Below are 22317 nucleotides of genomic sequence, written 5' to 3'. Positions count from 1 at the left end.
GGGGTGACATAAATATGGCAGAAAAGTCGATTCGCGACCGTATCATCGAAACATCCCTACGCTTATTTGAAGCTCATGGCTATCATCGGGTAACCGTTGACCAGATTGTCAAGGAGAGCGCCACCTCCAAGGGCGGTTTTTATCACAACTTCAAGTCGAAGGACGAACTCCTGTACACGATTCATGACCACTTTATCTCTTATGTTCTGGAGAAGGGGCAAGAAGCATACGAATTATGGAATACACCTACGGAACGTCTTCATGCCATCATTAAGTCTTTTGTTATGATGATTGATTTGTACAAGTCAGAAGTCACCGTCTTTTACCAGGAGAGCTCGTATCTTGCACCGGAGTATTATAGGGAGATTGAGATGAAGCGGGACCGCTACAAGGAATTAATGTTTCAGGTTATTCAGGAAGGAATGGAGTGTGGAGAATTCCGCAAGGAACTTCCTGTTCCTATCATATCCATGGCCATATTCGGGATGGTCAACTGGATCTATAAGTGGTACCAGAAGAACGGACGCTATACGATTGAAGAGATAGCGAACATCTATGCAGATATTATTCTTCATTCTGCTTTAACGACTGAAGCGAAGAACAATCCTATTTTCCAACGTTTCTTTCTTCAAGAAATAGATCGAGACCTTGCTCCTTTAACGAAGGACTTTTTTTAATAGAACCTCAGACCAACCAGTCGGTCTTGCGCTGCGGGATTGATATATGATAAAAAACTTTAGAAAGAGAAGGTGTTATGCACGATGCTAAAGATGTATGAAATTCGCGAACTATTCAAGTTAGTAGATCAATCTAGCCTTCAAGAATTCGAATACAAGGCGGAGGATACAAGACTCCGATTCAAGAAAGCAGTTCCAACACAAGTGAATTCGGATATGACCACTCACCAACAAGTCTTGCCAACAGCTCCAGCACCATCCGTTGTGCCGCCTATTTCCCAAACACCTAAAACTTCACAGCCCCCTGTGGTAACAAAGAACGAGATCATGGAGGCCACCCCTAATCAACCCAAACCGAAGGCAGAGGAAACTCTTCAAAAGATTGTTTCACCTATGGTCGGAACCTTTTACCGTGCCCCGTCTACTGATGCCGCACCTTATGTCCAACCAGGAGTCAAAGTAGAGAAGACAACCGTTGTCTGTATTCTAGAAGCGATGAAGCTGTTTAACGAGATTGAGGCAGACATGTCAGGTGAAATCGTCGAAGTACTCGTCGAAAACGGACAATTTGTGGAACTTGGACAACCGCTCTTTACGGTAAGAACGATAGGATTGTAGCTCTAGGTTGAAGAGAAAGGAAGCTGAAGATCATGAGTCAGATGGAAATGCCAACCTTTGAAGAATTCGCCATCCCTACGTATGAACAGTGGCGTCAAGCCGCGGAAAAGGCCCTTAAGGGCGCTTCTTTTGATCAACTGCTTGTAAAACCAACCTATGAAGGCATCCAGACCCAACCCATTTATCGGCAAGAAGACATCAAAAACCTCATGTTTGCCCATAGCCTTCCAGGAATGGCTCCGTTTGTAAGAGGGACAAATGCCCTTGGATATTTGACTCATCCGTGGGAAGTTGCCCAAGAGATGAGAGTTGCTGATCCCAAAGACTTCAACACTCAAGCCCGATATGACTTAGAGCGCGGCCAAACGATGTTAAATATCGTGCTTGATCGACCTACATGGTTAGGCCAGAATCCGGACCTTGCCGATGTTCAAGATGTGATGGTCGTAGGATTATCCCTGTTTACGCTTGATGATCTTGACATCGCTCTAGAAGGTATCGATTTAGAAAACACTCCTTTGTATATAAACGCAGGTCCTTCTGCTTTATCTATGATCGCTTTAGTCGTTGCTCATATGCAAAAAAGAAATATACAACAAAGCCGTCTTCGTGGATGCATTGGTGCGGACCCGATAGCCATCTTAGCTGAGGAAGGTCATTCTCCCTATCCGTTAGAGAAGTTATATGACTCTATGGCCCAAACGGTACAATGGGCACAAGAATATGCTCCAGGGCTGCAAACGGTGATCGTTTCGGGTCATCCCTACCATCATGGCGGGGGCAACGCTGTTCAAGAACTCGCTTTTGCCTTAGCTACCGGAGTGGAGTATCTACGGGAATTACAAGAACGAGATATAGATATTAACATCGCTGCTAGACACATCCGTTTTGAGTTTTCCATTGGCTCTCATCTATTCATGGAAATGGCAAAATTACGCGCAGCTAGAATGTTGTGGTCAAACATTATTCAAGCCTTCGGCGGTAACGAAGACGCTCAAAAAATGATCATCCATGCACGAACCTCGAAGTGGAACAAAACCATCCATGATCCTTATGTCAATATGCTGCGCGGGACTGCCGAGGCCTTCTCAGGCATTATAGGCGGTGTCGACAGCCTGCACGTGGCTCCTTTCGACGAGACGATTCGGGAGGCGGATGACTTCTCGAGAAGGATCTCTCGCAACATCCAACACATCCTCAGCAGCGAAGCACACTTGGGCAGAGTTATTGATCCTGCAGGTGGATCTTGGTATGTTGAAGCCTTAACCGATGCGGTGGCGCAGAAGGCTTGGGAACTCTTTCAGTCGGTGGAAGAGGAAGGCGGCATGCGGAAGAGTTTAGAGAAGGGCGGGCCACAGCAGAAGGTACAAGAGGTACTTCATCAGCGCCAAGCGAATCTAGCGAGTAGAAAAGATAAAATTGTAGGAACGAACATGTATGCTCATCTCGAAGAACCGATCCTAGCGAAACAGGCCATCGACTACCTTACGAGAAGCAAGGAGAGAGTACAGTCTGCCCATGAATACCGACAAGGACGACAGGCTCTTGCCCTCCCGCATCGCCCCCTTAGTATAGGGGAGGCGGTGGATCTTTTCCTTAAAGGAGTCACCATCGGAGAAATTTCTCAGAACCTAGTTGGAGAGCTCGGTAGGCATCAGCCACAGGTACAACCGATTCGAGCAGTGCGGGCGGCCGAACCTTTTGAAGCCCTGCGTGCGGCTTCTGCTCAATTCAAACAAAAAACGGGTGCACTTCCTCAGGTCTTTTTGGCCAATATGGGTTCAGTAGCTCAGCACAAGGCAAGAACCGATTTCTCCATAGGTTTCTTTGAAGTCGGCGGATTCCAAGTGCTAGCAAACAAGCGATTTGACCAGGTAGACGAAGCGGTTCAATCCGCCTTGGATTCCGGGGCAACGGTCACCGTGATCTGCTCATCGGATGAACTTTATCCACAAGTCGTTCCGATGATCGCCAAGCAGCTTAAAGAGAAATCTTCTGCGATGACCGTTATAGTTGCCGGAAAACCGACAGCCGAATGGGCGGAAACGTTCATCCAGGCAGGTGTAGATGAATTTATCCATACAGGGTCGAACTGCTACGACTTGCTCTTTGAACTTCAGCAAAAGAAAGGAATTTCGCGATGAGAAAATCTCCTGATTTTACCAAGCTGTCCTATCAAGCGGGATTTCCCCAACCTGACTTAAAGGAGTGGAAGCGTCGTGCCGAGGAGGAAGCCAAGAAGGCTCTCGATGAGTATGTATGGCAAACGCTAGAGCAGATCGATGTCAAGCCGCTTTATACGTCTGAAGATACAAAGAAGATGAGCCATCTCGATTATGTCGCTGGAATTCCACCTTACTTGCGTGGGCCTTATCCCACGATGTACGTCAATCAGCCCTGGACGGTTCGTCAATATGCTGGATTTTCTACAGCCGAAGAAAGCAATGCCTTTTATCGCCGCAACCTTGCAGCAGGACAAAAAGGGTTATCCATTGCCTTCGACTTAGCCACCCATCGAGGCTATGACTCAGATCACCCGAGAGTAGTTGGTGACGTAGGGAAAGCCGGTGTAGCCGTCGATTCAATACTAGATATGAAGATTCTTTTTGATGGTATCCCATTAGATAAAATGTCCGTATCCATGACGATGAACGGTGCAGTCCTGCCGATTATGGCCTTCTACATTGTGGCAGCAGAAGAGCAAGGGGTCCATCTTTCCCAATTGAGTGGAACGATCCAGAATGATATTCTCAAAGAATATATGGTGAGAAATACGTATATTTACCCGCCAGAACCCTCGATGCGTATCATTGCCGACATCTTTGCCTATACCTCTAAACATATGCCTAAATTCAACAGCATCAGTATTTCCGGCTACCATATGCAGGAGGCTGGGGCAACGGCAGACATCGAATTAGGGTATACTTTAGCGGATGGTCTAGAATATGTTCGCACAGGGCTCAAAGCAGGCATTGATATTGATTCCTTTGCCCCGCGGTTGTCTTTCTTCTGGGCTATCGGCATGAATTATTTCATGGAAGTAGCGAAGATGAGAGCCGCACGCCTCATCTGGGCGAAGTTACTTAAACCTTTTCATCCTAAGAATGAGAAATCCATGGCCCTTCGTACACACAGCCAGACTTCAGGGTGGAGCCTAACCGAACAAGACCCGTTTAATAACGTAACGAGAACGTGTATTGAAGCAATGGCGGCAGCCCTAGGCCATACTCAGTCGCTGCATACCAACGCCTTGGATGAAGCTATTGCATTGCCTACAGATTTTTCTGCACGAATTGCACGCAATACCCAGCTATTCCTTCAAGACGAGACAGGAATCTGCCAAGTAGTTGATCCATGGGGAGGTTCCTATTATGTAGAAGCTTTAACACAGGAACTTGTCAGACGGGCATGGGCGCATATTCAAGAAATTGAACAATTAGGCGGTATGGCAAAAGCGATAGAAACAGGATTACCGAAGATGCGCATTGAAGAGGCAGCGGCACGAAGACAAGCGCATATTGACTCTGGAAAGGAAAAGATTATTGGGGTCAACAAATACCGCCCAGATAAAGTAGATCCTCTTGATATCTTGGAGGTAGATAATACCGCTGTTCGTGGGGCTCAGATTAAACGCCTAGCCGAGCTTCGACAAAACCGGGATGAAGCAAAAGTGCAGGCGGCCTTGAATGCCATTACGAAAGCGGCAGAAACAGGAGAAGGCAATCTCTTAGAACTGGCCGTTGAAGCTGCAAGAGCAAGAGCGAGCCTAGGAGAGATCTCTGACGCTTACGAATCAGTGACAGGGAGGCACAAGGCAGTCATCCGCACCATTAGCGGTGTATACAGCACGGAATTTGGCGATGAAGACGAAGTGTCTGTCGTCCGGAAAATGACGGATGAATTTGAGCAAATGGAGGGCCGGCGTCCGCGCATCATGATTGCCAAGATGGGGCAAGACGGACACGATCGAGGAGCGAAGGTGATCGCCACGGCTTTTGCTGATCTTGGTTTCGATGTTGATATCGGACCCTTATTCCAAACTCCTGCAGAAACAGCCTTACAAGCGGTAGAGAATGATGTTCACGTGATTGGCATGAGTTCTCTTGCAGCAGGCCATAAGACGCTCCTTCCGCAACTGGTCGAGGAGCTAAAGAAGCTTGGCCGTGAGGATATCGTGGTGGTGATTGGCGGGGTTATTCCGGCTCAAGATTACGACTATCTGAAACAAAACGGAGCAGCGGCCATCTTCGGACCAGGGACTGTCATCCCGGTTGCGGCTCAAAAGGTGATTCAAGAGATTATCCGTCGCTTGGAGGATGAAAGCTAAATGACGGAACCAAATGATCATCGTGCACCGATTCCACGCCGCCGCAGGCTCTCGGTTGAGGATTATGTAACAGGCGTGGTGGAGGGGAATCGGACCCTCTTAGCCCAAGCCATTACACTAGTTGAAAGTCATTCTATGATCCACAGGCAAATAGCTCAAGAGGTGCTGAAAAAACTGCTCCCGCATACGGGACGCTCCATTCGCATCGGTATTACGGGTGTTCCGGGAGCAGGTAAGAGTACGTTCATTGAGACGTTTGGGATGCTTCTATGTAATCTGGGTCATCGCGTCGCTGTCTTGGCTGTTGATCCAAGCAGCTCCGTGACCCGAGGGAGTATCTTAGGGGATAAAACAAGAATGGATCAATTGTCACGAGATCCTCGTGCCTACGTTCGTCCTTCCCCTGCCGGAGCAACACTCGGTGGTGTTGCGAGGAAAACAAGAGAAACCATCCTGGTATGCGAGGCAGCCGGTTTTGATGTCATTCTCGTAGAAACGGTTGGTGTAGGACAAAGTGAAGTAACGGTTCGTTCCATGGTTGACTTTTTCTTACTCTTGCAGCTTACAGGTGCAGGAGACGAGCTGCAGGGAATGAAGAAAGGGGTAATGGAACTAGCCGATGCGATTCTCATTAACAAGGCAGACGGTGATAATAAGCAGCGTGCCCTCAATGCCCAAGTCGAATTTAATCGCATTCTTCACTTCCTCAAGCCCGCAACCGAAGGCTGGGAAACGAAAGCCTACACTTGTTCCTCCCTACATGGAGAGGGGATTAAAGAAATATGGTCGGTGATTGAGCATTTCCGTGAAGTAACCGTTAAACAGGGTGGATTCCACGCACGCCGACAGGCGCAAACCCTAGACTGGATGCACAGTATGATTGCAGATTACCTTCACCAAAGCTTTTATCACCACCAGCAAGTGAAAAACAGCTTGCCTGGGATGGAAAAAGCCGTATCTCAAGGTACGATTTCCGTCTCAGAAGCCATAAACGAACTTATCAACTTATATGAAAATAAAGAGAGATAGGGCAAGAAAAGAAAGACTGGAAGAAACGGGTAAAATAGAGTATACATAGGAGAGGGCGAGTCCACCATGAATATGTATGATAAAATTGATGAGCTATATCAGAAGAAGCTGAAGATCGAGTTGGGAGGCGGAGATGATCGAATCGATGCCCAGCACCAGCGCGGTAAGCTTACTGCAAGAGAACGAATAGACTTGCTCTTAGATAAGAACAGCTTTGTTGAGCTGAACCCGTTTATCCAACACAGGGCAACCCACTTTGGGATGGATAAAGTGGATGCGCCTGGTGAGGGCGTCGTAACGGGTTATGGAAAGATTCACGGAAGGCTCGTCTATGTGTTTGCCCAAGATTTTACGGTGTTCGGAGGTGCATTAGGTGAGATGCACGCGAAGAAGGTCGCAAGAATCATGGACCTAGCAGCACAGAACGGAGCACCGATTATTGGTTTAAATGACTCAGGGGGCGCACGTATACAAGAAGGTGTGGTATCCTTAGACGGGTATGGACATATCTTCTACCGTAATGCCATTTACTCAGGAGTTATTCCCCAGATCTCTGTGATCCTTGGTCCTTGCGCTGGAGGCGCCGTCTACTCTCCTGCGATCACGGATTTTGTCTTCATGGTCGAGAAGACCAGTCAAATGTTTATTACAGGACCTAAAGTCATAGAGACTGTAACTGGAGAAAAAATTTCGTCTGAAAGTCTCGGCGGCGCTAAGGTTCATTCTAGTATCAGCGGAAACTCTCATTTTAGCGGTGAATCGGAGCCGATCGTTCTGGATCAAGTCAGAAGGCTTTTATCCTTCTTGCCGCAGAACAATACAGAAAAACCACCTTCCGTGGCCCATGAGTCAACGGAGGATTGGCGCGATGAGCTTGCTGAGCTGGTTCCCATAGAAGGAACAAAGGTTTATGATGTAAGAAAAGTAATCCAACAGATATTGGATCATGGTGACTTTATGGAGGTTCAACCGGACTTCGCCAAAAATATTGTAATTGGGTTTGGTCGAATCGATGGTCACAGTGTAGGCATCATCGCCAACCAGCCAAAAGTAATGGCCGGAGGACTTGATATCAATTCATCGGATAAGTTGTCTCGTTTTATTCGATTCTGTGACTGTTTTAACATTTCATTGATTACGTTTGAAGATGTGACGGGCTTCTTCCCCGGAATTAATCAGGAACATGGAGGCATTATCCGACACGGGGCAAAGATCTTATACGCCTACTCTGAAGCGACTGTTCCTAAGATTACAGTCATCCTGCGAAAGGCATTCGGAGGAGCCTACGTTGCTCTTAACTCCAAGGCTATTGGGGCAGATATCGTGTACGCATGGCCTAATGCGGAGATTGCCGTCATGGGTCCTGAGGGAGCGGCCAATATTATCTTTTCTAAGGAAATTGAACAAAGTGCTGACCCTGCTGCTACTCGCGCTGAGAAGATTGCCGAATATCGGGACAAGTTCGCCAATCCGTATGTGGCTGCCGCTAATGGAATGGTTGACGATGTCATTGATCCTCGTGAAACAAGGAAAAAGCTGAAAGAATCCTTAGAAATGCTTAGAAATAAAAAAGAAACCCGCCCAGCAAAGAAACATGGCAATATTCCATTATAATTCATCCAGTCCGCTAAAAAAGGAAGTGACCTAATTAATGAAGCTACATGAGATTAAAGAACTAATACGACTAGTAGACCAATCTTCCATCGATGAGTTGGAGCTCGAGAATGACGGGGTACAAATCACGTTGAAGAAAGCCCCACCTGTTCAAGAAGTCTCTGTCATAGAAGAAGATACAACCTATTATGTCGAACCGATATACGAAGAGGCCGCTATAGCTGTTGAATCTCCGATCCAAGAACCAGTAATAGAGGCAGATCCCGTAAACGAATCTCCCGTTCAAACTCCTGAGAAACTGCTGGAAGTGGTGTCTCCTTGGGTTGGCGTATTTACCAACCTCACGGTTAAAGTGGGAGAGAAAGTAGAAAAAGGGCAAATCCTATGCAACTGCAACGTTGAACCACTGAAACTTTACCATGAAATCAGATCTGCTTTTGCAGGAGAGGTGGTTGAGATTCTAGCAGAAGAAGGTCAACTGATTGAGTACGGACAGAATCTATTTGTGGTGAAGGTCGATTAAGGAGGATCATGTAATGTTTAAAAAAGTATTAATAGCCAACCGTGGGGAGATTGCTGTACGTGTCATCCGCGCGTGCCGCGAATTAGGAATTCAGACCGTAGCGGTGTTCTCTGAAGCTGACCGAGAAGCTTTGCATGTGAAGATGGCCGATGAAGCGTATTGCATCGGGCCAACGGCATCAAAGGAAAGCTACTTAAATATGACGAATCTCATGAGCGTTGCATCCGTTACCCATGCTGACGCTATTCATCCCGGCTATGGATTTTTAGCAGAGAATGCTAACTTTGCCGAGCTTTGTGGTGCGTGTAACATTACCTTCATCGGTCCTGAAGCTGAAGCTATTAACAAAATGGGGGACAAGTCAGTTGCCCGTGAGACGATGAAAAACGCGGGTGTTCCAACGGTTCCAGGTACGGAAGGACTCATCGAGGATATTGATGAAGCCGTCACGATTGCAGAAGGCATAGGATATCCGGTCATCGTAAAAGCGACAGCCGGCGGCGGTGGAAAAGGGATGCGAGTAGCTTATCACGAGGAAGATCTAAGAAAAGCAATACGCCAAGCTCAAAAAGAAGCAGAGACTGCTTTCGGAAATCCAGGCGTTTACTTGGAAAAATATTTGGAAGAACCACGTCACATTGAGATCCAGATCATTGCTGACAAGCACGGAAATGTGGCTCACCTAGGCGAGCGAGATTGTTCGATTCAACGACGCCACCAAAAGCTTGTGGAAGAAGCTCCTTCACCAGCCCTACATCAGGAGCTCCGTGAACAGATGGGGAATGCTGCTGTAGCGGCCGCTCAGGCAGTTAATTATCATGGAGCCGGAACGGTCGAGTTTCTCCTAGACAAACATGGCCAGTTTTACTTTATGGAGATGAATACTCGAATTCAGGTAGAACATCCTGTTACAGAAATGATCACGGGAATTGATTTAATTAAAGAACAAATCTCGGTTGCAGCAGGTTATCTACTGTCCTTCACACAAGATGACATCCAAATCAACGGTTGGGCGATTGAGTGCCGCATTAATGCGGAAAACCCTGCTAAAAACTTCATGCCGTCTCCAGGTAAGGTAGAAGGGTACCTGCCTCCAGGTGGATATGGGGTTCGTGTAGACAGTGCGGTTTACCCAGGATACCAGATCTCTCCATTCTACGACTCCATGGTAGCTAAACTCATCGTGTGGGGTAAAGATCGCGACGAAGCCATCCAAAGAATGAAGAGAGCCCTAGGAGAATTTGTGATCGAAGGAGTAAAGACGACCATTCCATTCCATATCAAATTACTAGAGCATGACGCTTTTGTTCAAGGAGATTTCAACACGAAGTTTCTTGAAACCTATCAGTTAAAAATTGAGGATTAAGAAATCTTGAAAAGCTGTTTTCCAGTTTCCCCTGGTTAACAGTTTTTTTTCGTCAAAAAACTACAAACGTGGCCAGAATTCCTATACAATATAAATATTGACTACTACAGAACGGCTTGGAATGAGGTGCAACATGCGATATGTAGACATGGAACAGGCAGAACTTGGACAACTTCTCGGAAGAGACCTGTACGACAATGGAGGCAGAATCCTACTCAAATCTGGAACAAAGCTTTATCCATCTGTGATCAGTAAGCTAAAGCAGCTTCAAGTCTCCTCACTGTTTATTCTTGAGGAAGAAGCCGAAGATTTTGACCGGCGAGAGTTGGTTGCCGCGAAGACAAAGGATGAGGCGATCCAAAAATTATATGAGACCTTCAATCAAGTTCGGCTAAAACAGGATATGGATCTGAAAAGTGTTCATCATGCCGCTCAAATTTTGTTAGACGAAATCATGAATCGCAATGACTACTTACTTTACCTGCAAGATATTCGTACAAGCGATACCTATTTACCGATACATTCTGTAAATGTGTGTATTTTGTCTATTGTTTTGGGACAAAGATCCAATATCCCCCCTATCAAGCTGAAGGATCTAGCCGTTGGGGCTCTACTGCACGACATCGGAAAAATATTAGTCGATGATCCTACTCTTAGTACACCTGGCAAGTCGAATCACCATACCTGGAAGGGATTCGAGTTCTTGCGTAAGAAGTTCGAGGTCAGCCTGCTAAGCGCTCATGTCTGCTTGCAGCATCACGAGAATATTGACGGAACCGGTATTCCTAGGGGGGCTAGCGGGTCAGAGATCCCTCTGTTTTCACAAATTGTATCTATGGCTAACCACTATGATCATTTGCTCTACCATGGAAAAGAAGACCATCAGCTGTTGCCTTACGAAGCTTGTGAGGAAATTATGGGGTTGGCCAATCGAAAGTTTGATATACAACTCGTCCAGCACTTTCTTCATAGCGTAAATGTTTATCCCACAGGAACACACGTACAACTCAATACAGGCGAGAGGGGTACCGTCATTTCCCAGCACAAGGGTCTGCCTACACGACCGGTCATACGCTTGCACGAGGTTACGGAATCGGAAAACGAGAACAAGAAGATCGTCGATTTATCCAAATTACCTACTATCTTTATTGATCATACCCTTCCTAAATAGTTAGCAGAGACTCCACATGTTCTCTGCTTTTTATTCATCTTTCCACGCTGACTTAAATAAAGATGAGTGTATAAATGCCAAACCCACTGGCCAAAAAAGAGGGGAGACACCACATATGCTTAAAGATCTTCGGTCGATTTCACCCCTGATAAAAGAATTGAAAAAAAGAAGCAAAGAAAAAATAAAGCCATTTCCTGAAGCTTCTCAAATTCCCCAATCAGATCAAGTTATCATACGAGACATACAACAAGAGACAGTAGAGTATAATCGCAACAACGTGACTCGAACAAACGCCTACTATTTTTTTTACGAACGCCATCCAGAGATTCATTGGTCCTTCTTAGCCCATATGGTCTCTAGAAACGCGGGTTGGAACATGACCGACCTAAAGGGTGAGTGGTTGCCCCGTCTCCTCCGTGCGGATCAGAGGAAAGTATTCTTTCAGTTTTTAGAACGTGGAAACTGGCTAATCTTCCAAGATGCCTATCCTCAATTACTGTTATATCAAGAAAGTAAAAGAAGGAATTCAAATCTGTTTTATCTACTGCCGTTCTTGCGAATTTCAAGATTCATGGAAGCGGTATGGAATTATTTCTGGAAAGAGAAAGATTCCCTTACCCTTACCGTTGGACTCATTATCAACGAGCAGAACTATATTGAAAAAAGAGTGATATCGAATCCCTTCTATCAGGAGCAAGTCCTTGCTTCATTAGAATTTAAATTACAGGAGCTGCTAAATCTTAATCAAATCATTTTTCCTTCTCTTCCAAGTACGGAAAGAAAGACCAGACCCACTCCCGAATTGTTCGGCCATACGATTCAACACTTTGCCTCTCTCCATCAACGAATAACACTCGGTAAACGCCTGTATTCCGTCTTATTTGGATCCAGAAAACGGCTCCTATCCATCCAGCGATGGGCTAAGCAAACTGCCCATACGGCCTCACGCAAGGATTACTGGCCACATTTGTTTAGTACAGTGAAAGATTCCGTGCCCGACCCATCCTATCAAAAGCGACTAGAACATTGTCAACTTAAACATCCTCGTATTCGGATCTATAGCCCCATGTTGAACCATGTATGGCCGGATGTGTTGCACCAAGCAGCGGAGGTAGGCGATTGGTTTTCGGATTGGAAGGTGGCAGAGGAGTTCCTGCAAGAAGAGGAAATCCATGGAGAAATTGAAGAGACCTACTGTAGAACTCTCGAAAAAATAGAACTGGCCGTGATGGCACAAGATGCTTTGTTTCCATAGTTTGAAGTCAGAATGAACACGAAAAAGGAATAGTAAAATTATCCATTATCGACTAAACTTGAATCGTATGTAAATTTGCCATGGACATGAAAGTCCATGGTTTTTTAGAGGTTGATGTGATGAATATTTTCTTAGATTTAATGTGGTATTTTAAACAAGAAAAAAGCAAGTACCTTGTAGGAGTTGTGGTTCTATTTTTGGTTTCCTTACTCAACCTATTGCCTCCCTATATCGTTGGGCGGATCGTTGATGACATCCGAATACAGACACTGAGTTATCCCACTTTATTCAACTGGCTCCTTCTCATTCTTGCCATCGCCATTACGGTCTATGGGCTCCGCTATCTTTGGCGCATCATGATCTTTGGTTCCGCCATTCGGTTAGGCATGCTGCTGCGCAATCGACTTTATGAACATTTCACCAAGTTGTCGCCTCGATTTTATCATAAACGCAGAATTGGCGATTTAATGGCTCATTCCACGAATGATGTTCAAGCTGTGCAAATGACCGCGGGGGAAGGGGTACTCACTCTAGTTGATTCCATCATCATGGGCGGCCTTGTCATCCTAACGATGGGATTTATCCATTGGAAGCTGACGCTGATCGCGTTACTTCCCATGCCGATTATGGTCTTGGCAACCAGCTATTATGGAACACTTCTCCATAAGCGTTTCCATGAAGCACAAGCTTCTTTCTCGCATTTGAATGACCGGGTGCAGGAGAATATCTCCGGTGTACGAGTGATTAAAGCTTTTGGCCAAGAAGAAGCAGAGAAAAGGCAATTTGAGCAGGTGTCTAAGCAGGTAGTAGAGAAGAATATGGGCGTAGCTCGAATCGATGCCTTGTTTGATCCTACCATATCCTTCATCGTTGGGTTTTCCTTTATTCTTACGGTTGGCTTCGGTGCTTACTTTGTCGTTCATGACAGCTTGACGATTGGTCAACTGACTACCTTTACCATTTACTTAGGTCACCTGATTTGGCCCATGCTTGCCTTTGGTTGGCTGTTTAACATTGTAGAGAAAGGGCGAGCTTCGTATGACCGTATCTCTCACTTACTCGAGATCCAACCTGAGGTCGTCAGTAAAGAAGGAGCTATGGATCACATGCCTGTTGGTTCCCTTCAATATGATCTGGACTCCTTCGCTTACCCGGATCATCAGGAACCCTCATTACAGAGCATCCATCTATCGCTTGAAAGGGGCCAAACCTTAGGGATCGTGGGAAGAACAGGAAGTGGAAAAACAACATTTCTCCGACTCCTATTGCGTGAATTTGATCTAGATTCGAATAAAGGGGACATTCGCATCGGGGCTCACTCCATTTATGATGTTAAGATAGAGAGTCTAAGAAGGGCTATAGGTTACGTTCCCCAAGATCATTATTTATTCTCGGCATCCATTTCAGACAATATTGCCTTCGGGAAGCCTGAAGCCACTCAGGCAGAGATTGAACAAGCGGCTGCTATCGCCTCTGTCCATAAGGATATTCTGCGCTTTGAGCACGGATACGACACGGTGGTAGGGGAGAGAGGCGTAACCTTATCTGGTGGTCAAAAGCAACGAATCTCGATCGCGCGTGCCCTTTTAATAGATCCTGAAATTTTGATTCTAGATGACTCCTTGTCCGCTGTGGACGCAAGAACCGAGGAGCGAATTCTACACTCTCTACGAGAGACAAGAAAGGATCGAACAACGATTATTTCCGCTCATAGGTTAAGTGCAATCCAACATGCAGACCTCATTATCGTGCTGGAGGAGGGAAGAGTGCTAGAACGTGGCAACCATGCATCTCTCCTCCAAGAGAATGGATGGTACGCTTCCATGTATCGTAGACAGCAACTCGAAGATCAAGTGGAACAAGGAGGGAAGTCTACATAATGAATCAACCAAGAGCAAGTGGAAGGCTCATAGCTTATATGAAGCCTTATACACGTCAACTTATCATAGCCATGACCCTTCTCCTCCTAGCCACAGCTGGGAGTGTAGTAGGTCCTCTTATCATAAAAGTGTTTATTGACGACTATCTGACTCCTAGAATATTTGACTGGCCCTCATTGGCCCTTTTAGGTGTGGGGTATTTGCTGCTTCATATTGTCTCCGTCGTTCTTAGTTATCTTCAGTTGGTTAGATTTCATCAAATTGCCTTACACATTATCCAACAGATTCGAATTGATGTATTCAGTAAAGTGCAGCATCTCGGATTATCTTTTTTCGACCGAACACCAGCTGGTAGTCTTGTGTCACGTATAACGAATGACACGGAAGCCATCAAAGATTTGTACGTCACCGTTTTATCCACTTTTGTTCAAAATATAGTTCTGTTGATGGGTATTTTTATCGGCATGTTTTATCTAGACTTTCAACTCGGGATCCTGTGCCTGATTTTAATCCCGCTCATTGCGGTCTTAATGAAGACCTATCGCCACTTTAGCTCCAAGGTTTTTCATCTTTCTAGAGAAAAACTAAGCCAGCTCAATGCAAAACTGAGTGAATCTCTGCAAGGGATGAATATTATCCAAGCGATGCAGCAAGAGAAAAGATTTCGCCAAGAGTTTGGCCGCGTGAACGATCAATATTATCAAGCAGATTTGCGGCAAGTCAAATTAAGCGGATTGCTCTTACGACCTGCAGTCGATTTTCTAGAACTTTTAACCCTTATGCTTATTCTTGGCTATTTTGGGTTTCAGTCTTTTGAGTCTACGGTGGAAATCGGGGTTATCTACGCTTTCGTGAACTACTTAGGCCGTTTCTTCGAGCCCGTCAACCAGATGATGTTTCGATTGACCCATCTGCAGCAAGCGATCGTGGCGTCTGAACGAGTCTTTACGTTACTAGATGAAAAGACTATGGCCCCGAGCCAGCAAGGAGACATCCACCCGAGGATCGAGGAAGGATCAATTGAATTTAAGGATGTTCACTTTTCTTATGATGGTCGTACGGACGTTCTGAAGAATATTAGCTTTACGGTTAAACCCGGCGAGACGGTCGCCCTTGTCGGACACACAGGAAGTGGAAAAAGTTCGATCATCAATCTATTGATGCGATTTTATCCCTTTGAAAAAGGGGAAATAAAGATGGACGGCGTGCCTCTTCAAGCCTATTCTGACGAGGAATTACGGAGCAAAGTGGGCTTAGTACTGCAAGATTCATTCCTTTTTGTCGGAGATATTGCCCATAACATCCGTCTTCACAACCCTTCTATATCCGATGAACACATCAAGGAAGCTTCGAGGTTCGTTCAAGCTGACTCCTTTATCCAAAAGCTTCCTGAGAAATATCAAGAAGCAGTAGGGGAGAGGGGAGCGACATTTTCCAGTGGACAACGTCAACTCCTTTCTTTCGCTCGAACGATGGCTATGCAACCCAAGATTTTAGTCTTAGATGAAGCAACCGCGGCTGTCGATACGGAAACCGAAGAAGCCATACAAGTTGCCTTAGAAAAGATGAGAAAAGGTCGAACCACGATTGCCATTGCTCATCGGTTATCCACGATTCAGAATGCTGACCTGATCCTCGTCCTGCACCACGGGGAAATCGTAGAAAGAGGGACACATCAAGAACTGCTCGCTCAAAAGGGGCTTTATTATAAGATGTACATTCTTCAACAGGGTGGGGAGACGCTTACGTCTACGGTGGTGGTTTAGTCGGGGTTGATGCGGTCGCATCAGCCCCTTCCATGCAGGGCAGTCGCTAACCACATATTAGAAGAAAAAATGGGGAAAATATCACATATTGACGAAACAAAAGATTGGTGAGATAGTATGGGTAAGGGTTGAAAACTCTGAGTATAATGAACTAGAATCTTCGAACTAGAGGGCGTTCACCATGAAAATAAAAAGGATACTAATGTATTATCTCATTCGCCTCTTTCGCTTACAAAAAGGAGCCCAGAAGATTTCATTAGGACTTGTCTTCGGGTTTGCTCCCAACTGGTTTCCTACATTCGGCTTAGGTCCTATGTTATCTGTTGTCTTAGCTCGGTTTGTTCGTGGCAATATACCAGCTGCTCTTATCTCCGCCTCGTTTGGATCCTTTTTATGGCCTTTCCTGTTCGTCCTGAATTACAAAGTTGGATGTCTATTTATGAATTCTAATCCCGCACAAGCTGATGAAATAAGCCAAGGGTTCTTTATTGCCATTCAAGATGTTAGTTTGTACTTCTTTGTTGGGGCTCTATTGAATACCATCCTGTCCGGGCTTATTGGGTATTTTCTGTTTTACTTCCTCTTCAGCAAGTATCGCCACACCATATTAAAGAAGCTACTCGACAATTTACCATATGCTAGGCTGTAAGCCCTAACGAGCATATATCAGACCTGATAAGACCTGCTGTCAGGTCTTTTTTCTATTGCGTTTCATAAAAAAAGGCAGCAGATGAACTCTGCATGCCAAAATCATAAAATTTCCATACTCTCGATATGCTGTTTGGTTTGTGGTGTCCCTAATTGATGAAGCATTCTATAGACCTGTAAGAGGGACCGATCATACTCATCATTATCCTCATCATCATGGTATTGTATATAGGGAGTCATTCCTCGAACGATGGTTCCCATTTCCTTTTGATGCGTCTTATCAAACAATTCTTGCAACTTATGAATTTCCATTTCGTCAGCATCCACTTCAAATTCGTAAGTCTCTGCCCCTTGATCCTCTAGGATACTACCATGTTCTACATTTACATAAAAACGCTTTTTCTCCATTTGACCACCTCATTAGAAAGGAACTTTATAGTAAAGTTTAAAAATCCAGACGGCTGCAACAACAACCGCAGTCACCAATACATAACTTAAGAGAATGGGGTTAAGCAAGATGGGATTAGTCTTCACTTTTGCGTCGACACCTGTATCAATTTCTCCCTTTTGCTTGGATCGAATTCGCAGCGACAATATTAGACCCGCCGAGCAAACAATAATGATAACGCCAAGAAGCAGAGTAAACACGTCCATATTGTTTCTCACCTCATGTAAGATTTCTTCCTAGGTTTTGTTGAATTAGCAAAAAAAATACACAAAAGAGGGCTTCTATTAGAAGCCCTCAGTTTTATTCCTATATTCTACGGATACAGTACGCCGAGGCAGTCTCCATTTCAAGGTAACAGAAACCATTCGAAGAATAACTACAGAGATAAAAAGAACAGATAATTCCAGATTATCTTGAGCCCAACCCTTTCCGATAACAACACCAGCCAGAATGGCCCAAGCTGCATAAATTTCTTCCCGAAAAACGAGGGGTTTTCTCCCAGCCAGTACGTCTCTAATGACTCCACCACCGATCCCTGTCAAAAGAGCAGCAACCATAATCGCACCAAGAGGGAGTTGTTTCTCCGTAGCATAGATGGCTCCCTGAACGGCAAACGCAGCTAAGCCAATCGCATCAAAGAAGGTCCATTGCTTTAAATGCTTCATCCAAAGATGAGGGAGGAAAAAAATTAAGGTCACGGTGACTAATGCAATTTCAATTAAAGATTCCTGCTCCCATAGGGTAGGGACAGGGATTCCAATTAATAAGTTCCGAACAACCCCACCCCCGAAGGCTGTAACAAGCCCTAAAATATAGACACCAAGGATGTCATATTTTTCTTCCATCGCAACAATCGCTCCGCTCGCGGCAAAGGCAATGGTCCCAACAATATTTAGAACGTCCCAAATCACTTACCATTCATTCCTTCCATTTCATAAATCCGGGCACAACTATAGTAATATATCACAAATCAGCCTTTTGGGTAACCATAAGAGGGAGATATGTTTCAGTTTTTGGATAAACTAATTCAAAAGTTTTAAAGAAACCCTTGATATTTAAATGTAATTATTATAAACTAGTATTAGTTAAAAATAAGAACCGAACAGGAGTGGTTGTGATGGCACGTGAAACCATATTATATAGCAGTACTGGATGCCCTTATTGCGAGAAGATCAAGAACGATTTGAAAAACTGGGGACTTGAGTACGAAGAACGCAATGTCACCGTAAACCCTCAATTTTTTGATGAGCTCCATGCTAAAGGAATTTTCTCTGCTCCCGTAACGATTATTGATGGAGAAACTTTTATTGGATATAGACCTAATAAAATGAAACAATACCTAGGGATTACAGATGAACCTAATGCAGCACAAGGTGCATCGACAGAAAAGAAGGAAAAGGAAGAAGATATCTTCTCTAAGGTGGATTCTAACATCCTTGATCAAGTATATGACCTCGTGGCCATTGGCGGAGGTCCAGCAGGGACATCGGCAGCGATTTATGCTTCACGCGGAAAACTAAACACCCTTGTTATTGATAAAGCACCGGCCGCGGGAACATTGGCTATTACTCATAAGATTGCGAACTACCCAGGTGTTCGTGGAGAACTTACCGGTTTAGAGCTTTTACAGCAGATGCAGCTTCAGGCGAAAGACTTTGGTACAACCTTCGTACGAGCTAATGTATTAAGCGTGGATTTTTCTGACCCAGATATCAAGAAGTTAGAAGTTCCAGAAGGAACGATTAAAGCCAAAAGTGTGTTTATTGGCGTAGGAGCGAAGGCCCCTCTGAACAAGATTAAAGGGGAAGAAGAATATACGGGTCGTGGAGTTAGCTATTGCTCTACTTGTGATGCGGCCTTCTTCCAAGATCGTACGGTAGCCGTTGTAGGGGAAACAGAAGAAGCTGTGCATGAAGCAGAAGCATTATCTAAATTCTGCAAAGAAGTACGACTCGTTGTTCCCATCAATCAGTTCAAGGGTGAAGTGGACCTATCTGAACTAGAACAAAAGCCAAACGTAAAGATCTACTATAGACACCGTTTAAAGGAAATTACGGGCGAAAACAAGGTAGAAAAACTTATTATCCAAGACGACCAAAAGAACGAAGTAACATGGGAAGTGGATGGCGTATTCCTGTATCTAGCAGGAATGAAGCCAGGTACGGACTTCCTTAAAAATGCAGTAGAACGAGATGAAGAAGGATACGTCGTGGTGGATGAGAATCTACGGACAAGTGTAGATGGCGTATTCGCTGGTGGAGATGCTCGTCGTACTCCGATTAAACAGGCCGTTATTTCAGCTGCAGACGGTGCGATTGCTGCATTAGGTGCTGATCAGCACGTGAATAAGAGAGCCAAGATGAGACCTCAATATAGCTAAACTAAAAATAAGTATTGTCAGTATGCAATTTCCATGATATTCTATTTTCAGTAATAAAACTTCATATTACGTCGCGGGAGCTTAGGGTACTAGGCTGAGAGGATAACTATTCTGTTATCGACCGTTGAACCTGAACTGGATAATGCCAGCGGAGGAACGAGAACTTACAACTATTGTCTTTCATGACAACACACGTATGTCTATACGCCGCATGTTACCATGCGGCTATTTTCATTTGTGTCTCTTCCGCCTCCACTAAGGGTTCAATTAATTGAATCTTTTAAAAAATTAGGAGGTTTTTTTATGTCCAACTTATCGCAAAAGTCTATTGAATCCCCGGTCATTCAACCATTCCCAGGAAGTCGTAAAGTCTATGTACAAGGCTCACGTGAGGATATCCGTGTGCCTATGCGAGAAATTGAATTATCCCCGACCATTAATAGCTTAGGGGAGACAGAGAATCCGCCAGTCCGAGTTTACGATACAAGCGGATTATATACAGACACGTCAGTGGCTACGAATATTAAGGAAGGACTTCCGGCTTTACGTCGTCATTGGATACTCGAGCGAAATGATGTAGAAGAATACATAGGACGGGAAATTAAGCCAGAAGATGATGGCTATAAAAGTGAGAATGAACCCGTCAATCGTGAAGTGTTCCCTGGATTAAAGAGAAATCCTTTAAGAGCGAAACCAGGCAAGAATGTGACGCAGCTTCATTACGCCCGCCAAAACATCATTACACCTGAAATGGAATTTATCGCCATACGTGAAGGGGTATCTCCGGAGTTTGTAAGGAAAGAAGTAGCAGAAGGAAGGGCGATCATCCCAGCGAATATTAATCATCCAGAAGCCGAGCCTATGATTATCGGTCGCCATTTCCATGTTAAGATTAACGCCAACATCGGTAACTCAGCGGTTACTTCCTCAATCCAAGAAGAAGTGGAGAAAATGACTTGGGCTACCCGTTGGGGTGCAGATACCATCATGGATCTTTCTACAGGGAAGAACATTCATACAACAAGGGAATGGATTGTCCGCAACTCTCCCGTTCCTATTGGTACGGTTCCTATTTATCAAGCATTAGAGAAGGTAAATGGAAAAGCCGAAGATCTTACCTGGGAAGTTTATCGAGATACGCTGATTGAGCAAGCAGAGCAAGGGGTGGACTACTTTACCATTCATGCAGGCGTACTCCTTCGCTATATCCCTCTAACCGCTAAAAGAGTTACTGGGATTGTATCGAGAGGAGGATCTATCCTCGCCGCATGGTGCTTAGCCCACCATGAAGAGAACTTCCTTTATACTCACTTCGAAGAAATTTGTGAAATCATGAAAGCCTACGATGTTTCTTTCTCCTTAGGAGACGGGCTTCGACCAGGCTCCATCGCTGATGCCAACGATGAAGCTCAATTTGCAGAACTGCAAACACTAGGGGAATTGACGAAGATCGCATGGAAACACGATGTGCAGGTCATGATTGAAGGTCCTGGCCATGTACCTATGCACAAAATAAAGGAAAATATGGACCTGCAACTAGAGATCTGTCATGAGGCTCCCTTCTACACCCTAGGGCCATTAACCACGGATATTGCTCCTGGATATGATCATATTACATCCGCTATTGGAGCAGCCATGATTGGGTGGTTCGGAACCTCCATGCTCTGCTACGTTACACCAAAGGAACATTTAGGACTACCCAATAAAGAGGACGTGAGAACGGGCATCGTTACCTATAAGATTGCTGCTCACGCCGCCGACTTGGCCAAAGGTCACCCTCATGCACAGAACCGAGACGATGCCCTTTCTAAGGCCCGTTTTGATTTCCGCTGGCGTGATCAATTCAATCTATCCCTAGATCCAGAAAGAGCGATGGAATATCATGATGAAACTTTACCTGCTGAAGGGGCAAAGAGTGCGCATTTCTGTTCGATGTGCGGTCCTAAATTTTGCAGCATGAAGATCACCCACACCATACGCGAGGAGTACGCCTTAGATGAGGGGATGAAGGAAAAAGCTAAAGAGTTTCGGGAACAAGGCAGTAAGATCTATGGCTAAACAGACGAATGGAAATAAAGCCATGGCGTTAATCGACGAGATGAAGGAGCTGGAAGAAAAAATTAGGCAACTCAAGATAGAGCTTGGAACTCTTCAAGCCGATTGTGTCCATGAGTTTGTCAGTAATCAGCTGATGAAGACTTGCCAGAAGTGCCTCCAGTCGGAGAGTATATATTACTAAAAAAGAAAAAAGCAGAGAAATCTGCTTTTTTTTTATTTGAACTATGAGATTTGGTTTTGTGCTTTCTTTTGTTCCCAACGTTGCATAATCTTAGGTAAGAATGGTGCCGTCAAGGATACACATACCGCGAAAACCACTTCTGCCACAACAATAATTTTCACAAACTCACTCATCATTTCACTCATGTAAATCCCTCCCCTTTGTTTACAGATTAAACCAAAGAAAAGACGAAGTCAACGATTTCTTCACAATATTGTCACACATTTTTCAGATAATGTTCATATTTAACCTAAAAATTCTCTTGATTTAATATAAATAAACTTTTTTAACCCATAAAAAACGAACGTTATAGGTTAACTGAATTTCCAGGAATGAC

Annotated in this window: 20 protein-coding genes and 1 riboswitch; of the genes, 16 read left to right on the top strand and 4 right to left on the bottom strand. The window is 44.8% G+C overall.

The features are described from left to right. Positions 1–14 precede the first annotated feature (14 nt). The 13 genes from EIZ39_RS21720 (at position 15) to EIZ39_RS21660 (ending at position 16875) form a co-directional block, all read left to right on the top strand. Positions 15–677, top strand: a complete 663-nt coding sequence (locus EIZ39_RS21720; RefSeq protein WP_129202819.1) for a TetR/AcrR family transcriptional regulator — start codon at positions 15–17, stop codon at positions 675–677. Between the two features lie 84 nt (positions 678–761). Then, positions 762–1295, top strand: a complete 534-nt coding sequence (gene accB / locus EIZ39_RS21715; RefSeq protein WP_129202817.1) for an acetyl-CoA carboxylase biotin carboxyl carrier protein — start codon at positions 762–764, stop codon at positions 1293–1295. Between the two features lie 32 nt (positions 1296–1327). After that, complete coding sequence (locus EIZ39_RS21710) at positions 1328–3439, top strand: methylmalonyl-CoA mutase family protein (RefSeq protein WP_240675903.1); 2112 nt, start codon at positions 1328–1330, stop codon at positions 3437–3439. Next, complete coding sequence (scpA, locus tag EIZ39_RS21705) at positions 3436–5622, top strand: methylmalonyl-CoA mutase (protein ID WP_129202815.1); 2187 nt, start codon at positions 3436–3438, stop codon at positions 5620–5622. The genes EIZ39_RS21710 and scpA overlap by 4 nt, the downstream gene beginning before the upstream one ends. Beyond that, on the top strand, positions 5623–6651 hold the full coding sequence (gene meaB / locus EIZ39_RS21700; RefSeq protein ID WP_129202813.1) for a methylmalonyl Co-A mutase-associated GTPase MeaB: 1029 nt from the start codon (positions 5623–5625) through the stop codon (positions 6649–6651). A gap of 72 nt (positions 6652–6723) precedes the next feature. Beyond that, positions 6724–8265, top strand: a complete 1542-nt coding sequence (locus EIZ39_RS21695; RefSeq protein WP_164985244.1) for an acyl-CoA carboxylase subunit beta — start codon at positions 6724–6726, stop codon at positions 8263–8265. A 37-nt stretch (positions 8266–8302) separates the two neighbouring features. Beyond that, entirely contained in the window at positions 8303–8788 is a 486-nt protein-coding gene (locus EIZ39_RS21690; protein ID WP_129202809.1) for an acetyl-CoA carboxylase biotin carboxyl carrier protein, read from the top strand. Positions 8789–8801: 13 nt separating this feature from the next. Beyond that, positions 8802–10154 carry an acetyl-CoA carboxylase biotin carboxylase subunit gene (gene accC / locus EIZ39_RS21685; protein WP_129202807.1) on the top strand — a complete coding sequence of 451 codons (1353 nt, stop codon included), beginning with the start codon at positions 8802–8804 and terminating at the stop codon, positions 10152–10154. Between the two features lie 133 nt (positions 10155–10287). Further along, on the top strand, positions 10288–11325 hold the full coding sequence (locus EIZ39_RS21680; protein WP_164985243.1) for an HD-GYP domain-containing protein: 1038 nt from the start codon (positions 10288–10290) through the stop codon (positions 11323–11325). A 115-nt stretch (positions 11326–11440) separates the two neighbouring features. Further along, positions 11441–12580 carry a DUF2515 family protein gene (locus EIZ39_RS21675; RefSeq protein WP_129202803.1) on the top strand — a complete coding sequence of 380 codons (1140 nt, stop codon included), beginning with the start codon at positions 11441–11443 and terminating at the stop codon, positions 12578–12580. A gap of 119 nt (positions 12581–12699) precedes the next feature. After that, positions 12700–14460 carry an ABC transporter transmembrane domain-containing protein gene (locus EIZ39_RS21670; protein ID WP_129202801.1) on the top strand — a complete coding sequence of 587 codons (1761 nt, stop codon included), beginning with the start codon at positions 12700–12702 and terminating at the stop codon, positions 14458–14460. After that, positions 14460–16226 carry an ABC transporter ATP-binding protein gene (locus EIZ39_RS21665; protein ID WP_129202799.1) on the top strand — a complete coding sequence of 589 codons (1767 nt, stop codon included), beginning with the start codon at positions 14460–14462 and terminating at the stop codon, positions 16224–16226. Before EIZ39_RS21670 ends, EIZ39_RS21665 begins: the two co-directional genes overlap by 1 nt. Before the next feature lie 181 nt (positions 16227–16407). After that, positions 16408–16875, top strand: coding sequence for a DUF2062 domain-containing protein (locus EIZ39_RS21660; protein ID WP_129202797.1), 468 nt, complete (start codon positions 16408–16410; stop codon positions 16873–16875). 101 nt (positions 16876–16976) lie between these two features. On the opposite strand, the gene EIZ39_RS21655 is transcribed toward EIZ39_RS21660, so the two are convergent. The 3 genes from EIZ39_RS21655 to EIZ39_RS21645 all read right to left on the bottom strand — a co-directional run bounded on the left by EIZ39_RS21655 (position 16977) and on the right by EIZ39_RS21645 (position 18233). Then, on the bottom strand, positions 16977–17282 hold the full coding sequence (locus EIZ39_RS21655) for a hypothetical protein (RefSeq protein WP_129202795.1): 306 nt from the start codon (positions 17280–17282) through the stop codon (positions 16977–16979). A 12-nt stretch (positions 17283–17294) separates the two neighbouring features. Next, a complete protein-coding gene (locus tag EIZ39_RS21650) occupies positions 17295–17528 on the bottom strand; it encodes a hypothetical protein (RefSeq protein WP_129202793.1) in 234 nt (77 codons plus the stop codon). Positions 17529–17606: 78 nt separating this feature from the next. Beyond that, complete coding sequence (locus EIZ39_RS21645; RefSeq protein WP_129202791.1) at positions 17607–18233, bottom strand: trimeric intracellular cation channel family protein; 627 nt, start codon at positions 18231–18233, stop codon at positions 17607–17609. A 206-nt stretch (positions 18234–18439) separates the two neighbouring features. Between EIZ39_RS21645 and EIZ39_RS21640 the strand changes: the two genes are divergently transcribed. The 3 genes from EIZ39_RS21640 (at position 18440) to EIZ39_RS21630 (ending at position 21941) form a co-directional block, all read left to right on the top strand. Then, the gene (locus EIZ39_RS21640; protein ID WP_129202789.1) at positions 18440–19702 is read left to right on the top strand and encodes an FAD-dependent oxidoreductase; all 1263 of its coding nucleotides are present in this window, start codon (positions 18440–18442) and stop codon (positions 19700–19702) included. 64 nt (positions 19703–19766) lie between these two features. Then, positions 19767–19876, top strand: a riboswitch (TPP riboswitch). A gap of 129 nt (positions 19877–20005) precedes the next feature. Beyond that, a complete protein-coding gene (gene thiC / locus EIZ39_RS21635) occupies positions 20006–21760 on the top strand; it encodes a phosphomethylpyrimidine synthase ThiC (protein WP_129202787.1) in 1755 nt (584 codons plus the stop codon). Then, positions 21753–21941: a hypothetical protein gene (locus tag EIZ39_RS21630; RefSeq protein WP_129202785.1), complete on the top strand. Its 189-nt coding sequence runs from the start codon at positions 21753–21755 to the stop codon at positions 21939–21941. Before thiC ends, EIZ39_RS21630 begins: the two co-directional genes overlap by 8 nt. 41 nt (positions 21942–21982) lie before the next feature. Here EIZ39_RS21630 and EIZ39_RS26870 read toward each other — a convergent pair whose 3' ends face one another. Continuing rightward, positions 21983–22126, bottom strand: coding sequence for a hypothetical protein (locus EIZ39_RS26870; protein ID WP_164985242.1), 144 nt, complete (start codon positions 22124–22126; stop codon positions 21983–21985). Positions 22127–22317 lie beyond the last annotated feature (191 nt).

Source organism: Ammoniphilus sp. CFH 90114 (assembly GCF_004123195.1).
Taxonomy (GTDB): domain Bacteria; phylum Bacillota; class Bacilli; order Aneurinibacillales; family RAOX-1; genus YIM-78166.
This window is presented reverse-complemented; position numbering and strand designations above follow the sequence as displayed.

Bases quoted from the DNA above. Each gene is read 5' to 3' on its own strand.
- EIZ39_RS21720 (WP_129202819.1), top strand. From the start codon at position 15: ATGGCAGAAAAGTCGATTCGCGACCGTATCATCGAAACATCCCTACGC.
- accB (WP_129202817.1), top strand. From the start codon at position 762: ATGCTAAAGATGTATGAAATTCGCGAACTATTCAAGTTAGTAGATCAA.
- EIZ39_RS21710 (WP_240675903.1), top strand. From the start codon at position 1,328: ATGAGTCAGATGGAAATGCCAACCTTTGAAGAATTCGCCATCCCTACG.
- scpA (WP_129202815.1), top strand. From the start codon at position 3,436: ATGAGAAAATCTCCTGATTTTACCAAGCTGTCCTATCAAGCGGGATTT.
- meaB (WP_129202813.1), top strand. From the start codon at position 5,623: ATGACGGAACCAAATGATCATCGTGCACCGATTCCACGCCGCCGCAGG.
- EIZ39_RS21695 (WP_164985244.1), top strand. From the start codon at position 6,724: ATGTATGATAAAATTGATGAGCTATATCAGAAGAAGCTGAAGATCGAG.
- EIZ39_RS21690 (WP_129202809.1), top strand. From the start codon at position 8,303: ATGAAGCTACATGAGATTAAAGAACTAATACGACTAGTAGACCAATCT.
- accC (WP_129202807.1), top strand. From the start codon at position 8,802: ATGTTTAAAAAAGTATTAATAGCCAACCGTGGGGAGATTGCTGTACGT.
- EIZ39_RS21680 (WP_164985243.1), top strand. From the start codon at position 10,288: ATGCGATATGTAGACATGGAACAGGCAGAACTTGGACAACTTCTCGGA.
- EIZ39_RS21675 (WP_129202803.1), top strand. From the start codon at position 11,441: ATGCTTAAAGATCTTCGGTCGATTTCACCCCTGATAAAAGAATTGAAA.
- EIZ39_RS21670 (WP_129202801.1), top strand. From the start codon at position 12,700: ATGAATATTTTCTTAGATTTAATGTGGTATTTTAAACAAGAAAAAAGC.
- EIZ39_RS21665 (WP_129202799.1), top strand. From the start codon at position 14,460: ATGAATCAACCAAGAGCAAGTGGAAGGCTCATAGCTTATATGAAGCCT.
- EIZ39_RS21660 (WP_129202797.1), top strand. From the start codon at position 16,408: ATGAAAATAAAAAGGATACTAATGTATTATCTCATTCGCCTCTTTCGC.
- EIZ39_RS21655 (WP_129202795.1), bottom strand. From the start codon at position 17,282: ATGGAGAAAAAGCGTTTTTATGTAAATGTAGAACATGGTAGTATCCTA.
- EIZ39_RS21650 (WP_129202793.1), bottom strand. From the start codon at position 17,528: ATGGACGTGTTTACTCTGCTTCTTGGCGTTATCATTATTGTTTGCTCG.
- EIZ39_RS21640 (WP_129202789.1), top strand. From the start codon at position 18,440: ATGGCACGTGAAACCATATTATATAGCAGTACTGGATGCCCTTATTGC.
- thiC (WP_129202787.1), top strand. From the start codon at position 20,006: ATGTCCAACTTATCGCAAAAGTCTATTGAATCCCCGGTCATTCAACCA.
- EIZ39_RS21630 (WP_129202785.1), top strand. From the start codon at position 21,753: ATGGCTAAACAGACGAATGGAAATAAAGCCATGGCGTTAATCGACGAG.
- EIZ39_RS26870 (WP_164985242.1), bottom strand. From the start codon at position 22,126: ATGAGTGAAATGATGAGTGAGTTTGTGAAAATTATTGTTGTGGCAGAA.